Origin of the sequence: Streptomyces sp. NPDC012888 (assembly GCF_042900645.1) — a bacterium.
Taxonomy (GTDB): domain Bacteria; phylum Actinomycetota; class Actinomycetes; order Streptomycetales; family Streptomycetaceae; genus Streptomyces.
Window position 1 is genome coordinate 19,020 of the sequence record NZ_JBIBBM010000021.1, and the last position, 14,323, is coordinate 33,342.

Annotated in this window: 13 protein-coding genes; 7 read left to right on the top strand and 6 right to left on the bottom strand. The window is 73.9% G+C overall.

The window, feature by feature from the left end; genetic code table 11:
- The first annotated feature begins 29 nt into the window (after window positions 1-29).
- The 3 genes from ACFY61_RS29805 (at window position 30) to ACFY61_RS29815 (ending at window position 4,308) form a co-directional block, all read left to right on the top strand.
- Window positions 30-434: a hypothetical protein gene (locus ACFY61_RS29805; protein WP_389477071.1), complete on the top strand. Its 405-nt coding sequence runs from the start codon at window positions 30-32 to the stop codon at window positions 432-434.
- 268 nt (window positions 435-702) lie between these two features.
- Entirely contained in the window at window positions 703-2,832 is a 2,130-nt protein-coding gene (locus ACFY61_RS29810; RefSeq protein ID WP_389477073.1) for a phage holin family protein, read from the top strand.
- 135 nt (window positions 2,833-2,967) lie between these two features.
- Window positions 2,968-4,308, top strand: a complete 1,341-nt coding sequence (locus tag ACFY61_RS29815; RefSeq protein ID WP_389477226.1) for an amino acid permease — start codon at window positions 2,968-2,970, stop codon at window positions 4,306-4,308.
- Between the two features lie 71 nt (window positions 4,309-4,379).
- Here ACFY61_RS29815 and ACFY61_RS29820 read toward each other — a convergent pair whose 3' ends face one another.
- Window positions 4,380-5,960 carry an RNA polymerase sigma factor gene (locus ACFY61_RS29820; RefSeq protein ID WP_389477075.1) on the bottom strand — a complete coding sequence of 527 codons (1,581 nt, stop codon included), beginning with the start codon at window positions 5,958-5,960 and terminating at the stop codon, window positions 4,380-4,382.
- A gap of 184 nt (window positions 5,961-6,144) precedes the next feature.
- On the bottom strand, window positions 6,145-6,915 hold the full coding sequence (locus tag ACFY61_RS29825; RefSeq protein WP_389477077.1) for a class I SAM-dependent methyltransferase: 771 nt from the start codon (window positions 6,913-6,915) through the stop codon (window positions 6,145-6,147).
- A 206-nt stretch (window positions 6,916-7,121) separates the two neighbouring features.
- Here ACFY61_RS29825 and ACFY61_RS29830 point away from each other — a divergent pair, with 206 nt between their 5' ends.
- Together ACFY61_RS29830 and ACFY61_RS29835 are read left to right on the top strand one after the other, a co-directional pair.
- Window positions 7,122-7,997: a bifunctional 5,10-methylenetetrahydrofolate dehydrogenase/5,10-methenyltetrahydrofolate cyclohydrolase gene (locus ACFY61_RS29830; protein WP_389477079.1), complete on the top strand. Its 876-nt coding sequence runs from the start codon at window positions 7,122-7,124 to the stop codon at window positions 7,995-7,997.
- Between the two features lie 219 nt (window positions 7,998-8,216).
- Window positions 8,217-8,636 carry a hypothetical protein gene (locus tag ACFY61_RS29835; protein ID WP_389477081.1) on the top strand — a complete coding sequence of 140 codons (420 nt, stop codon included), beginning with the start codon at window positions 8,217-8,219 and terminating at the stop codon, window positions 8,634-8,636.
- On the opposite strand, the gene ACFY61_RS29840 is transcribed toward ACFY61_RS29835, so the two are convergent.
- Together ACFY61_RS29840 and ACFY61_RS29845 are read right to left on the bottom strand one after the other, a co-directional pair.
- Complete coding sequence (locus tag ACFY61_RS29840; RefSeq protein ID WP_389477083.1) at window positions 8,622-9,419, bottom strand: helix-turn-helix domain-containing protein; 798 nt, start codon at window positions 9,417-9,419, stop codon at window positions 8,622-8,624. The two genes, ACFY61_RS29835 and ACFY61_RS29840, sit on opposite strands and share 15 nt — an antisense overlap.
- A gap of 26 nt (window positions 9,420-9,445) precedes the next feature.
- Window positions 9,446-11,323, bottom strand: coding sequence for an FAD-dependent oxidoreductase (locus ACFY61_RS29845; protein ID WP_389477085.1), 1,878 nt, complete (start codon window positions 11,321-11,323; stop codon window positions 9,446-9,448).
- Window positions 11,324-11,506: 183 nt separating this feature from the next.
- Between ACFY61_RS29845 and ACFY61_RS29850 the strand changes: the two genes are divergently transcribed.
- Window positions 11,507-11,812, top strand: a complete 306-nt coding sequence (locus tag ACFY61_RS29850) for a 4a-hydroxytetrahydrobiopterin dehydratase (protein ID WP_389477087.1) — start codon at window positions 11,507-11,509, stop codon at window positions 11,810-11,812.
- A gap of 32 nt (window positions 11,813-11,844) precedes the next feature.
- Here the strand turns inward: ACFY61_RS29850 and ACFY61_RS29855 are convergent, their stop codons facing one another.
- Complete coding sequence (locus ACFY61_RS29855; protein WP_389477089.1) at window positions 11,845-12,750, bottom strand: MBL fold metallo-hydrolase; 906 nt, start codon at window positions 12,748-12,750, stop codon at window positions 11,845-11,847.
- A gap of 114 nt (window positions 12,751-12,864) precedes the next feature.
- On the opposite strand from ACFY61_RS29855, the gene ACFY61_RS29860 reads away from it, so the two are divergent.
- Window positions 12,865-13,881: an AraC family transcriptional regulator gene (locus ACFY61_RS29860; RefSeq protein ID WP_389477091.1), complete on the top strand. Its 1,017-nt coding sequence runs from the start codon at window positions 12,865-12,867 to the stop codon at window positions 13,879-13,881.
- A 19-nt stretch (window positions 13,882-13,900) separates the two neighbouring features.
- Here ACFY61_RS29860 and ACFY61_RS29865 read toward each other — a convergent pair whose 3' ends face one another.
- Window positions 13,901-14,320: an RICIN domain-containing protein gene (locus tag ACFY61_RS29865; protein WP_389477093.1), complete on the bottom strand. Its 420-nt coding sequence runs from the start codon at window positions 14,318-14,320 to the stop codon at window positions 13,901-13,903.
- Between the last annotated feature and the right edge of the window lie 3 nt (window positions 14,321-14,323).

Below are 14,323 nucleotides of genomic sequence, written 5' to 3' on the forward strand. Positions count from 1 at the left end.
GGGCCCCGATCGGAGTAGGGTCGGGCGGCATGGATGAGCTGCGGGTGGCCGCGATCGCCAGCCTGGTCCCGCTCGAACACCTGGACGCCGACCCCTTCGTGGTCGACACCCGGAGCCAGCAGGCCATGTGCGCCCGCTGGGCCGCCGACCAGGGCTACGTCGTCACGCGCCAACTGCTCGGCTACGGCATGCGCGCCGACCACTGCGGCCTGTGGGCCGACGTCGACGCCGGGCAGGTGGACCTCTTCGTCGCCCCGAACCGGCGGGTGCTGGAACGCGCGCTGCGTTCGGTGGACGAGTTCACCGCCGAGTGCGCCCGCCGCGGGGTCCGGCTGGAGACCGCCGGGCTGAGCGAGCCCAGCTACACCTCGGAGATGAAGGCCGAGGTGCACCGCCGGCTGTCCATGCCGACGGCGGGCTACGACGGCACCTGACGACCGCGAACCGAAAACGGCGTACCTGGCGCCCGCCGGGCCTGGTACCCGCCGGACCTGGCACCCGCCGCGTCCGGGACCCGCCCGGCCTGGTACCCGCCGCACCCGACACCGCCGGCCCCGCACGCGCCGCCCCGCGTCCCCGTGCGCCGTCCGTGTCGAAACGCCCGGTCACCCGCCCTGTGCGAGGCTGGTGAAGGGGCTCGCGGTCCGGGCGTGCCCGGGGCGGCCCCGGCCGGCGGGGTGACGGACGTGAGGCGGGTGCGGCGTGGTCCAGGGGTGGTGGGGGCGTTGGCGTACGGCGGGCGGGGCCCTGCTGCGGGTGATCCTCGTCTGGGCGGTGTCCACCCTGACGATGCTGGTGCTGGCCGGGATCCTGCCGGACTTCCGCTTGCAGTCCGGCGACGGTGACAGCTTCACCCGGATCGCCCTCACCGCGGCCTGGGGCGCCGGCGCCTTCGGCGTGCTGACCGCACTGGTCTGGCCCGTGGTGGTCCGGGCCCTGCTGCTGGTGCCCGCGCTGGTGCTGGGCCTGCTGGTGTTCTTCCTCAACGGCTCCCTGCTGCTCCTCGCCATGGACCTGATCCCCGACGGCCGCGGCGAGGCCGCCCCGGAGACGGCCGTGGTGGTCGCCGCCGTGATGTCCGCCGTCGCCTCCGCGACCTCCACCGCCCTCGCCGTGCGCGACGACGAGGCGTACGGCCGGCGCCTGTACCGGCTGGCCGACCGCCGTCGCCGGCGCCTCCGCGGCCGCACCGCCGCGGAGGCGGGCGTCGAGGTCACCCCCGGGCTGCTCTTCCTCCAGCTCGACGGGGTCGGGTACGGGGTGCTGCGGGAGGCGGCCGCCGCCGGTGTCATGCCCACCGTCGCCGACTGGCTCGACCGCACCCACCGGATCGCCCCCTGGCGGACGGACTGGTCCAGCCAGACCGGTGCCAGCCAGCTCGGCCTGCTGCACGGCTCCAACTTCGACGTGCCCGCCTTCCGCTGGTACGAGAAGGAGACCGGCGAGGTCATGGTCTGCAACCGGCCCGCCAGCGCCGAACGCCTCCAGCGCCGGGCGGTCAAACGCGCCGGCCACGGCGGGCTGCTGACCCGCGACGGCGCCAGCCGCGGCAACCTGTTCAGCGGCGGTGCCGACCAGCTGGCGCTGGTGCTGTCGGTCTCGGCCCGGCGCGGCCGGGGCAACCGGTCGCGGGCGGGCTACTTCGCGTACTTCTCCGACCCGGCCAACGCGGTCCGCACCGCCCTGTCCTTCGTCGCCGAGGTGGTCCGGGAGACCGTCCAGGCGCTGCGGGCGCGCAGGCGCGGCGGCACCGGCCCGCGGGTGGCGCGCGGCCTGCCGTACCCGTTCATCCGGGCCTTCGCCACCGTCGTCGAACGGGACGTGGTGGTGGCGGCCGTGATCGGCGACATGCTCGCCGGCCGCGCCGCCGTCTACGCGGACCTGGTCGCCTACGACGAGGTCGCCCACCATTCCGGCCCGCGCGGCCGGGACACCGACCAGGTCCTGGCCCGGCTGGACCGGAGCCTGGCCCTGCTCGCCCGGGTCGCCGAGCACGCCCCGCGTCCGTACCGGATCGTGCTGCTCTCCGACCACGGGCAGAGCCCCGGCGAGACGTTCCTGGGCCGGTACGGGCTGCGGCTGAAGGACCTGGTGCGGGCGGGCTGCGGGCTGCCGGTGTCGCGCCGGGCCGGCCGCACCCACAGCGGGGCGGAGGCCCGGGCGGCGGTGCGCGCGGCGCTGCACCGGCCGGTGGAGGAGGAGCCGCAGGAGGAGGCGCGGGAACAGCCGGCGTCGGACCCGGTGGTGCTGGCCTCGGGGAACCTGGGGCTGGTGTCGTTCCCGGACGTACCGGGCCGGGCCGGCCGGGAGTGGATCGACCGGGCGCACCCGGCGCTGCTGCCCACCCTGGCCAACCATCCCGGCATCGGGTTCCTGCTGGTGGACGGGGTGGTGCTGGGTCCGGGCGGGGCCTCGGCCAGGCTGTCGGTGCCGGGGGAGGCGGAGGAACTGCTGGCGGCGTACGGGCCGGGCGCGGCCGAGGCGGTCCGCCGGACGGACTCCTTCCCGCACGTGGCCGACATCATGGTCAACTCGGCGTACGACCCGGCGACCGGCACGGTCCACGCCTTCGAGGAGCAGATCGGCTCGCACGGCGGGCTGGGCGGCGAGCAGGGCACCGCCTTCCTGATGTGGCCGGCCGGCCTGCGGGACCCGGAGCCCGGGCTGGTGGGGGCGGAGCAGGTGCACCGGGTGCTGCGCGGCTGGCTGGCGGAAACGGCCCGGCCCGCCGGAACGGCTCCTTCCGCGGTGGTGGAGGATCCACGGCCGGAACGCGTCGCGGACGCAACCTTTCCGTCCGGACAGGTGCTCGCGCAGGACGAAAACCGATGATTTGGAGCCGCCCCGGCGATACCGGAGCATGTGGCGACCTGTCCACGATGTGAAACACCGTAAGGCGCACTACCCGTGAGCACCACCCTTCGCGGGGCCGCCGGCCCGGAGGCCACCAGCCCCGGTGCCGGGAGCGTGGGGGCCACCGCCCCGGACGCCGGCCCGCACGCCCGCCGTTTCGGCCTCCCCGTCGCGATATGCCTGGTCATGGGCAACATCGTGGGTGGAGGCATCTTCCTGCTGCCCGCCTCCGTGGCCCCCTTCGGCACCATCAGCCTGCTCGCCTTCGGGATCCTCACGCTGGGCGCGATCGCCCTGGCGCTGGTCTTCGGCCGCCTCGCCGGCCGGCTCCCGCACACCGGCGGACCCTACGTGTACGCCCGCGCCGCGTTCGGCGACTTCGCCGGCTTCCTCGCGGCGTACAGCTACTGGATCACCGCGTGGGTGTCGAACGCGGCCCTGGCCGTCGCCGCGGTCGGCTACCTCTCGGTGCTCTTCCCGGCCGTGGGCGAGCACCGCTGGTCGATGTGCCTGGCCGCGCTGGCCGTGCAGTGGCTGCCGGCCGTCTCGAACCTGGCCGGCACCCGGTACGTGGGCGCGGTGCAGCTGGTGGCCACGGTGCTGAAGTTCGTCCCGCTGCTGCTGGTCGCCGTGGGCGGGCTCTTCTTCTTCGACCCGGCCAACCTGGGCCCGTTCCGGGCGGGGGAGCAGAGCGCGGTCGGCGCGGTCTCGGCGTCCGCGGCGATCCTGCTGTTCGGCTACCTGGGCGTGGAGTCGGCCGCGGTCAGCGCCGGCGAGGTCCGCGACCCGCGGCGCAACGTGGGCCGGGCCACGGTGCTGGGCACCCTGGGCGCGGCCGTGGTGTACCTGCTGGGCACCGTCTCCGTGTTCGGTCTGGTCCCGCACGACCGGCTGGTCGGCTCCGAGGCCCCGTTCAGCGACGCCGTCGACGCCATGTTCGGCGGCGGCTGGGGCGGCACGCTGGTGGCCGGTGCCGCGGTGGTGTCGATGCTGGGCGCCCTCAACGGCTGGACCCTGCTGAGCGCGCAGACCCCGTACGCGGCCGCGCGGGACGGGCTCTTCCCGAAGGTGTTCGAGACCCGGCGGCGGGGCGTCCCGGTGGCCGGCGTGGTCGTCACCGTGACCCTGGCGTCCGCGCTGACCGTCTACAACTACACCGCCGGATCCGAAGGCGTGTTCGAGGTGCTGGTGCTGGTCACCACCTTCACCGCCACCGTGCCCTACCTGCTGTCCACCGCGGCCCAGCTGTACTTCCTGGCCTCGGGCCGGGCGGACCGGGTGCACCGGGGCCGCCTGGTGCGGGACGCGGTCCTCGCCGGACTGGCCTTCGCCTTCTCGATGTGGCTGGTGGCCGGCTCCGGCTACGCCGCGGTCTACCAGGGCGTCCTGTTCCTGTTCGCGGGCGTCGCGGTGTACGCGCTGATGGCGGCCCGGAGGCAGCGCGCCGCGGGCTGAACCGGCCCGGACGAGCGGAAGCCCGCGCCGTGACGGCGCGGGCTTCCGTGTCCTCGCGGGCTACGGCCCGATCAGTCCAGGTAGTCGCGCAGCACCTGGGAACGCGACGGGTGGCGCAGCTTCGACATGGTCTTGGACTCGATCTGGCGGATGCGCTCACGGGTGACCCCGTACACGCGGCCGATCTCGTCCAGGGTCTTCGGCTGGCCGTCGTTCAGGCCGTACCGCATGGAGACCACGCCCGCCTCGCGCTCGGACAGCGTGCCCAGGATGGACTGGAGCTGCTCCTGGAGGAAGGTGAAGGAGACCGCGTCGGCCGGCACGACCGCCTCGGAGTCCTCGATGAGGTCACCGAACTCGCTGTCGCCCTCCTCACCCAGCGGGGTGTGCAGGGAGATCGGCTCGCGGCCGTACTTCTGGACCTCGATGACCTTCTCGGGGGTCATGTCGAGCTCCTTGCCCAGCTCCTCCGGGGTGGGCTCGCGGCCGAGGTCCTGGAGCATCTGGCGCTGGACGCGCGCCAGCTTATTGATGATCTCCACCATGTGCACCGGGATGCGGATGGTGCGCGACTGGTCGGCCATGGCACGGGTGATCGCCTGCCGGATCCACCAGGTCGCGTAGGTGGAGAACTTGAAGCCCTTGGTGTAGTCGAACTTCTCCACGGCGCGGATCAGGCCGACGTTGCCCTCCTGGATGAGGTCCAGGAAGAGCATGCCGCGGCCGGTGTAGCGCTTGGCGAGGGAGACCACGAGGCGGAGGTTGGCCTCCAGCAGGTGGTTCTTGGCCCGGCGGCCGTCCTCGACGAGGATCTCCAGCTCACGGCGGTACGCGGGCTTGAGGTCCTCCTCCTCTTCGAGCTTGTACTCGGAGAACAGGCCCGCCTCGATGCGCTTGGCGAGCTCGACCTCCTGCTCGGCGTTGAGGAGCGGCACCTTTCCGATGAGCTTGAGGTAGTCCTTGACCGGGTCGGCGGTGGCGCCGGCCACCATGACGGTCTGGGCCGGGGCGTCGTCGTCGTCCTCGTCGGACAGCACGAAGCCCTGCCCGGCCTTGGGGTCCTCCTCGGTCTCGTCCTCGAGGTTCTCGAAGAGCTCCTCGTTCTCGAGGTCCGGGGTGTCGGCGTCGGCGTCCTTGGCGGTGGTCTTCTTGGCCGCCGTCTTCTTGGTGGCGGTGGCCTTCTTGGCGGTGGCGGTCTTCTTGACGGCCCGCTTCTTCGGCTCGGCGGCGGGCGCGGCCACGGCCGCGGCACCGTCCTCGGAGGAGGCCGCCTCGGGCTGAGCGGATATCGCCGCCGCGGCGGCGGGGGCCGCTGCGGCCGTCTTGCGCGCGCCGATGGGCCGGGGAGGGGCCGCGGCCTTCTTCACGGTGGTGCGGGCGGGTGCCGCCGCGGCCTTGCGGGGCTTCTTCGCGGCGGTCTTCGTGGCAGGGGCGGCGCTCACGTGCAGCGCGACGCCCTCCTCGTCCAGGACCTGGTTCAGGCTGCGCAGGACCCGCTTCCACTGGTCCACCGGGATGCGGCCGGTCTCGAAGGCCTGGCGCACGTCGTCACCGTTGATGTGACCCTGCTCGCGGCCGCGCTCGACGAGAGCGACCAGGGCCTCGGATTCGGCGATCTCCGGAGGGAACGTACGGGACGGGCTGAGCGACACAAGGAGCCTCTCGATTGCGAACAGATAAAGGACGGGCGGGACATCATCGCGCGGCCCTGCGAGAACGCCCCCGAGGGGGTCGGTATTCCGGCGCCGCGCGAGGACACCTGTCGGTTCATCGCGCGCCCGACAGGATTCGTTACGCGCTGAATTGAGTGACCTGCGCCACGCTCCCGCGAAACGGTCAGCGGCCGGAGCCCGGTTTCCGCGCCTCGATCAGGAACCGGGCGGTGTGGGCGACGAACGGCCCGTCGCGCTCGATCCGCTCGTGGAGCTCCCGCAACCGGTCCCGGTGATGGCCCACCGTGAAGCCCGGCACCATCCAGATCACCTTGCGCAGGAAGTAGATCACCGCCCCGATGTCGTGGAACTCGGTGCGCAGGCGTTCCGAGCGGAGGTCGACCACTTCCAGACCCGCCTTCTCCGCGTCCTTGACCGCGTCGTCGGGGTGCCGGGCCCGGCGGACCTCCTCCGGCTGCGGGCCGAGGAAGTACTCGACCAGCTCGAAGACGCTCGCCGGTCCGACCTGCTGGGAGAGGTAGATCCCGCCGGGTCTCAGCACCCGGGCGATCTCGTCCCACCAGATGGTCACCGGGTGGCGGCTGGCCACGAGGTCGAAGGCCTCGTCGCCGAACGGCAGCGGCGGCTCGTCGGAGTCGGCGACGACCACCGCGCCCAGCGGGTGCAGCAGCCGGGTGGCCCGGTCGACGTTCGGCGGCCAGGACTCGGTGGCCGCCGTCAGCTGCGGCAGCGGCGCCGCGCCGGCCAGCACCTCCCCGCCGCCGGTCTGGATGTCGAGGGCCGACCGGACGGAGCCCAGCCGCTCCCGCAGGAGGCGCTGGTAACCCCAGGACGGCCGCTGCTCGGTCGCCCGTCCGTCCAGCCAGGAGAAGTCCCAGCCGTCCACCGAGACCGACTCGGCCTCGGCCACGAGATGGTCGAAAGTGCGTGTCATGCGTTGATCGTCCCAGTTCGGGCGTGGCCGTTCCACCCGATAAGGCATCGCCGGCCCGTCGACTACAGTGGGCGGCGGGCCGTGACTGGCGTTCGGGTGGATCACCACCGGGGAGCGGCCCGGCGCACACCCCACGGGGGGTGCCGTGCGCCGATGCCGCGCGCCTGGGCGAACCGCGATCCCGCAGCGACGTTCAGGAGACCCCTATGACGACTGCCACCGCCCGCCTGATGGACGGCACCGCCCTCGCCCGCCGCGTCACCGAGCGGACCGCCGCCCGGGCCGCCGCGCTCACCGCCCGCACCGGCACCGCGCCCTGCCTGGCCACCGTGCTGGTCGGCGAGGACCCCGCCTCCGTGACGTACGTCCGCATGAAGCAGAACCGTTGCGCCAAGGCCGGCATCACCTCCCGCCACGTGGCGCTGCCCGCCGGCACCACCACGGAGGAGCTGGTGGCCGTCATCACCGCCCTTTCGGAGGACCCGGAGATCAGCGGCATCCTGCTCCAGCACCCGGTGCCGCACCACATCGACGAGCGCGCCGCGTTCGAGGCGATCGCCCCCGCCAAGGACGTCGACGGCGTCACCATGCACTCCTTCGCCGCCATGGGCTTCGGCCTGCCGGGTTTCGTCTCCTGCACCCCGGGCGGCATCATGCGGCTCCTGGAGGAGTACGACGTCGACCTGACCGGCAAGCACGCCGTGGTCGTCGGCCGCAGCGCCATCCTGGGCAAGCCGGCCGGCATGCTCCTGCTGGAGCGCAACGCCACCGTCACCTACTGCCACTCCCGCACGCGGGACCTCTCCGCCCTCGTCCGGCAGGCCGACGTCCTGGTCGCGGCGGTCGGCAAGGCGGAGTTCATCCGCGGCGAGGACATCAAGCCGGGCGCGGTCGTCCTCGACGCCGGCTACAACGAGGGCAACGTCGGCGACGTCCACTTCCCCTCCGCCGCCGAGCGCGCCTCCCTGATCACCCCGGTCCCGGGCGGCGTGGGCCCGATGACCATCGCGGTCCTGCTGGAACAGACCGTGGAGGCCGCCGCCGCCCAGGCGGGCATCCCCCTCACCGACCTCGACGGCTGACCCGCCGCCGCCGTGCGGGCGGGCCTGCCAGGCCCACGGCGGGCCCGCCCGCCCCGCGACCTGCATTACCCGGCAGGTAATCGACCCTCCCGCGGGGGCCCGGCATGGTGGTCGTGTCGGGTTCCGGGGACGGGGGACCTCCTGGCGGTGGCTGGGGGCGTTCCGGTCCGGGCCCGGCTGTGACCAGCGTGTTCGGCCCGCCCAAGGAGGATGGTTCCCATGTCCGCGACCCTGCTCACCGGTATCGCCCGCACCGCCGAGCCGCGGCTGGCGCTGCGCCGGTTCCTGGCCCTCGACGCGGTCGTCACCGGCGCCAACGGCCTGGCGTACGCGGCCTTCTCCGGGCCGCTGGGACGGCTGCTCGGCGTCGGGGAGGGGCTGCTGCTGGGGCTCGGGCTGCTGCTCGTGGCGTACGGCGCCGCCGTGGGACGGCTGGCCTCCCGGCGGCAGCCGGCCCCCTTCGCGGTGAAGGCCGTGGTCGAGACGAACTACGCCTGGGCCGCGCTCAGCGTCGTCGCGGTCCTCCTCTGGTTCACCCCGACCGCCGCCGGCGCCGTGTGGATCCCCGCGCAGGCCCTCACCGTCGCCACGTTCGCCGTGCTCCAGCAGATCGCCCTGCGCGCCTCAACCGCCCAGTGAGCGGAGGTACTTCGCCGTCGCCGGGTCGGCCGGGAGCATCGTCTCGATGGCCAGCTCGGCGACGGTCACGTCCATCGGGGTGTTGAAGGTGGAGATGGACGACACGAACGACAGCACCCGGTCGTCGTGTTCGATGACCAGCGGAAGGGCGAAGTACGGGACGGGCTCGGCCGGTTCCGCGTCGCCCGTGCGGTGCGGGACGGGGTACGCCGACACCTCCTCGTACAGCGCGCGCAGCGGTTCGGAGCGGGCCAGGGCGATCTGCCGTTCCATCTGGGCGAGCAGGTGCCCGCGCCACTCCCTGATGTTGACGATCCGCGGCGCCAGGCCCTCGGGGTGCAGCGTGATCCGCATCGCGTTCAGCGGCGGGGCCAGCAGGTGCTCCGGGAGCCCGTCGAGCAGCATGAGGACGCCCCGGTTGGCGGCGACCACGTGGTACGCGGCGTCCACGACCAGGGCCGGGTACGGCTCGTAGCCCGTCAGCAGCCGCTCCAGCCCCTCGCGCAGCGTCCCCATCGACGGGTCGTCGAGCGGGGTGTGCGCGTAGCGCGGCGCGTAACCCGCGGCCAGCAGCAGGGCGTTGCGGTCCCGCATCGGCACGTCGAGGTGGTCGGCGAGCTTGAGCACCATGTCCTCGCTGGGCCGGGACCGCCCGGTCTCGATGAAGCTGATGTGCCGGGAGGAGGATTCGGCGCGGCCGGCCAGTTCCAGCTGGCTGATGCCGCGCCGCTCCCGCCACGTGCGGAGCAGGGACCCTACGGTGACACGGGCAGCAGTCGTCATGCGCACGACGGTAGCCCACCGGGTCTTCAGCCCACGTCGAGTACGTTCCGCAGGCCGAGCCGGTACCGCCACCGGTCGTGCCGCTTGAGCGCCTCGACCTCCGGCGACCGGTACAGCCGGTGGATCGTGCAGCGGGCGGCTTCCGAACCGTCGCGGTCCAGCAGCGCGTTGACCGCGGCTCGGGCCGAGGCGTTGGCGCCCTCCATCGTGGCCAGGTCGATGTCGACCGCCACGTAGTCGCCGCTGAGGAAGAAGTTGGGGATCCGGGTGGCGGCCGTCGGCCGGTCGTAGAGGGTGCCCACGGGGTGGATCAGCAGCTCGTCCTCGTTCACCGGGTTCGGGGTGCCGAGCCCGTCCACGCCCGGGTCCAGGAACCAGGAGTGCAGGGCGCCGTCCCGCAGCAGCGTCCGGCCGGTGTCGTTGAGGGAGGCCTTCAGCTGCGCCCACACCTCGCGGGCGACCTCCTCGCGGGTGCACTGCTTGGCCGTCTTCCCGTACAGGATCCCGGGTTTGTCCCATTCCGAGATGTCCACCGACAGGACGTCCACCACGCTGCCGTCGCCGTAGTCGGCGGCGAAGTCCCGGGCCGGCCAGTGCTCGGCCTGCTGGATGGCGGTCAGGGACCAGGGCGAGTCGATGCAGTTGAGGTGGCCGTGGACCAGCGGGGCCCGTTCGGTCAGGTAGAACTGGATGCCGGTCATCCAGTCCGTCTGCAGCCGGTCGCAGCGGACCAGCATCGGGTCGGCGGCGCGGAGCTGGGCCCCCCAGGTCCGGCGGGCGTGCTCCACCGGCATCGCCGACACGTAGTGGTCGGCGGTGACCGTCTCCCTTGCTCCGTCCGGGCCCTCGACGATGACACCGCTGACCCGGCCGTCGCCGTACCGGACCTCCCGTACGGTCCAGCCGATCCGGAACTCGACTCCCAGGGAACGCAGATGGGCCTCCCAGGGGTCGATCCAGGCCTCGTTGGTGGGGAGGTTCAGGATCCGGTCGGGCGGGCCGTCCGCGCCGCGGCCGAGCGCGTTGAAGACGAAGGCCTCGCCGAGGGTGCCGACGGTGCGGGTGGACGCCTCCTCCGCCTTGGTGGCCACGATGTTGCGGGTGACGCCCACGGCGAGGATCCGCTGGTACTCGTTCGACATCCGTGCGGCACGCGTGAACTCCCACCACGGTGTGCGCTCCCACACCTCGTCGCGCCGTTCGTCGCAGCTGGTGAGGAAGACCAGGGCCCGGTCCACGAAGTACGCCGTCTCGTGCAGCGGCAGCCGGACGAAGGTCTGCACGAACCCGGTCAGCATCCGGCGGATCTCGTCCAGGGTGAGCGGGGCGGGGGAGTGCCCGGGCCAGGGGATCGGTGCCCGCAGGTCCTCCCGGCCGCCCGCCCGCGCGAACATCATCTCGGGGGGTGCGACCAGGTTGCCCCAGACGCCGTCGGCGTTGCCGGGGAAGGGGATGCGCCTCATGGTGTCCGGCAGGTTGTGGTAGATGCCGGGGATGAAGCGGAAGCCGTGTTCGGCGGGGAGCGGGCGGCGCGCGCCGCGGGCACTGCCGGGTACGCCCATGCTGCGGGCCTTGCCGCCGAGGGCCCGGCGTTCGTACACGGTGACCGCGTACCCCCGCTCGGCGAGTTCGTGGGCGGCGGTCAGCCCGGCGACGCCGCCGCCGAGGACCGCGACCCGGCGGGCGGCAGCCGGCCCGGCCGTCGCCCCGGCCGGCGCCCCGGAGGCGGCGGTCGCGGCGGCCGCGGGGGAGGCCGCCGGCCCGGCGGCGGTCAGGGCCGCGGCGGCGCCGGCGGCCGCCGTGCCCGCGAGGAAGGCGCGCCGGGAACCCGGGGCCCGGACCGCCGCGCCGCCGTCCGAACGTTCCGTGCCGTCCGTGCGTTCCGTACGGTCCGTGCCTGTCATGGGACGCCCCCTCATTACCGGCGGTAACAGCATGTCCGGCGCAGGAGCATAGGGGCGCCCCGCGGGCCGCGGAAGGCACAGGAGAACCCGCGCGCACTATGGCGCGAAACCTTCCCCCGCCGCCGTGCTGTGGGAACCTTGACAACACGTCACCATCAGTGGGACCGGGGAAGGAGCCGGCACATGCCGAGTGAGCCGCTTTCGCAGAAGGAGATCGAGGACCGGTTGCGGGAACTCCCGGGCTGGGCCTTCGAGGACGACCGCATCCTCCGCACCTACCGGCTGGGCACGCACGTCGCCGCCGGTGCGCTCGTCGCCCACATCGTCGCCGTCCAGGACGAGTTGAACCACCATGCCGACGTCACCCTCGGCTACGACACCGTACGGCTCGCCGTGAACACGCACAGCGCGGGCGACGCCGTCACCGAGACCGACTTCGAGCTCGCCCAGCGGATCGAGGGCATCGCCCCCGCCCACGGCGCCGGCTGACACCGCCGGCTGACACCGCCTGCTGACACCGGTCAGGCCGCCGCCCACCCCTCCACGGCGAAACCCCCGCCCGCCGGGCGGACCCGTACGGCCCCCGTACCGCCGAAGTGCGCGGGCACGACCAGCTCCCGCTCGGCGGCGGCCCGGCCCAGGATGCGGCGCCGGCTGGCCGCCGCACCCCGGGCGTCGAGGCAGAAGCAGCTGTTGCAGCCGGGCTCCAGGATCTGGACCGGGCTGTGCAGGAGGTCCCCGACGAACACCGCCCGGTCGTCCCCCGACGCGAGCCGCAGCACCGAGGAGCCGGGGGTGTGGCCGGGCGCGGACTCCAGTACCAGGTGCTCGTCGACGCGGTGCTCGCCGTCCCACAGCTGGGCCTGCCCCGCCCGCAGGACCGGCGCGACGCTGTCCTCCCAGACCAGCCGGTCGTCCTCGCTCAGGCCGCCGCCGTACGCGTTGTCCGGCCCGAAGTGGAACGCGTCGGCGGCCGGCAGCAGGTAACGGGCGTTGGGGAAGGTGGGCACCCACTCACCGTCCACGGCCCTGGTGTTCCAGCCGACGTGGTCGGCGTGGAGGTGGGTGTTGACGACCAGGTCCACGTCCTCCGGGCGCACCCCGGCCCGCTCCAGCGGGCCGAGGAAGTCACCCTGCCAGTGGTGGAACGCCGGGGAGCCGGGCCGCTCGCGCCCGTTGCCCACACCGGTGTCGACCAGTACGGTCCGGCCGCCGCTGCGCAGCACCCAGGTCTGCAGGGCCATCACCGCCACGTCGGCGCCGGGCTCCCAGTGGTCCGGCACCAGCCAGTCCCCGTTGTCCTTCCACAGCTCCTCGGTGGAGTCCGGGACAAGCGTCCGGGCCGGCGCGAACGCGCCCTGCCACTCGACGACCCGGATGACCTCGACCTCGCCCCATACCGCGCGCTGCGCGCCCTCAGTGCTCATGTCTCCGACCCTAGGGACGCCCGGTGAGTCCCTCAATGCGTGCCCGGATCAGGGGAATACGCCTCCGTCTCAGCGGCGCGACGCCGACGTGTGCCGCGCGGCTACCCTGGCCGCATGGACGTGGTGAGCGACGCGATCTCCGCCGTACGTACGGGCCGGCCCGCCTCCAACCGGGTGCGGGTGGGCGGCAGCTGGTGCACCCGGCTCGCCCCGTACGAGGGCGCCGGCTTCCACGTGGTCCTGGCGGGCGGATGCTGGCTGCTGCCCGACGGCGGGGAGCCGGTCGCGCTCGGCCCGGGCGACGCCGTGCTGCTGCCCCACGGGACCGGGCACGTGATCGCCGACTCCGTGGCCGACGCCGCCACCGTGGCCGGGGCCGTGCCCTTCGAGTCGTGGCAGCGGGGCCGGGAACCGGGCCCGCCGCCCGTCCCCGCCGGGCGCGCCGGGGCCACGGAGATGCTGTGCGGCAAGTACCGCTTCGACCGCAGCAGGCAGCACCCGCTGATGGCGGAGCTGCCGGCGCTGGTCCACCTCCCGCACCGGGTCGGGGGCCATCCCGAACTCCGGTCCGCCATCGACCTGCTGGGCCGTGAGCTGGATGAAGGCCGGCCCGGCTCGTCGATCGCCGTGCCCAGCCTGCTCGACCTGCTCCTCGTGTACATGATCCGCTCCTGGATGCACGAGGCCGGGACCGCGGCCGCCGCCGCGTCCGGTACGGGACCCGGACCCCGACCCCGACCCGGCACCGGCACCCCGTCCCGCACCGGCACCGGCTCCTGGGTGTGGCCCGCCGTCCTCGGCGACCCGGTGGTCGCCGCCGCCGTACGCGCCGTGCATGCCGAGCCGGCCGCGCCCTGGACCAACGACCGCCTCGCCGCCGAAGCCGGCGTCTCCCGCCCCACGCTGGCCCGCCGGTTCACCGCCCTCGTCGGCCGCCCGCCGATGGCCTACCTCACCTGGTGGCGGCTGACCCTGGCCGCCGGACTGCTCCGCGACACCCCCGACCCGCTCGCCGCCATCGCCCGCCGCGTCGGCTACGGCACCCCGTACGCGCTCTCCCACGCCTTCAGCCGCGAGTTCGGCACCACCCCCGGCCGGTACCGGGCCGCGGCCACCGCCCCCGGCGGATGAGCGGAGGCGACGGCGCGCGTCAGGCCGGTTCGAGGCGCCAGCCCTGCGACGGGGAGTCCGTCTCCTCCCACTGGCGGGCGCGCCCCTGCTCGTCCACGTCCAGCGGCAAGCCGCTGATGCAGGCGATCAGCGACACGACCCCCGGCTGGTCGAGGTGTTCCTCGACCAGCCACTCCTGGGCCCCGAACCCGTTCGCCTTCCACAACTGGACGCGCGCGCCGCTCTCCGTCGAGGCCCCCGCCACGTCCAGCCGCTTCCCGCTGCGCACGTGCTCCACGTGGTGCATCCCGGCGCCCGCGTGCACCGGCAGGATCCGCCAGTGCTGCGCGCCCGCCGGCTCCGCCCGCTCCGGGCCCAGCCGCACCCGCGAGCCGCCTCCCGTCCGGTCCCCCTCGACCTCCAGTACCCGTCCGTCCGCGGCGTTCCTCAGTACGTACACGCC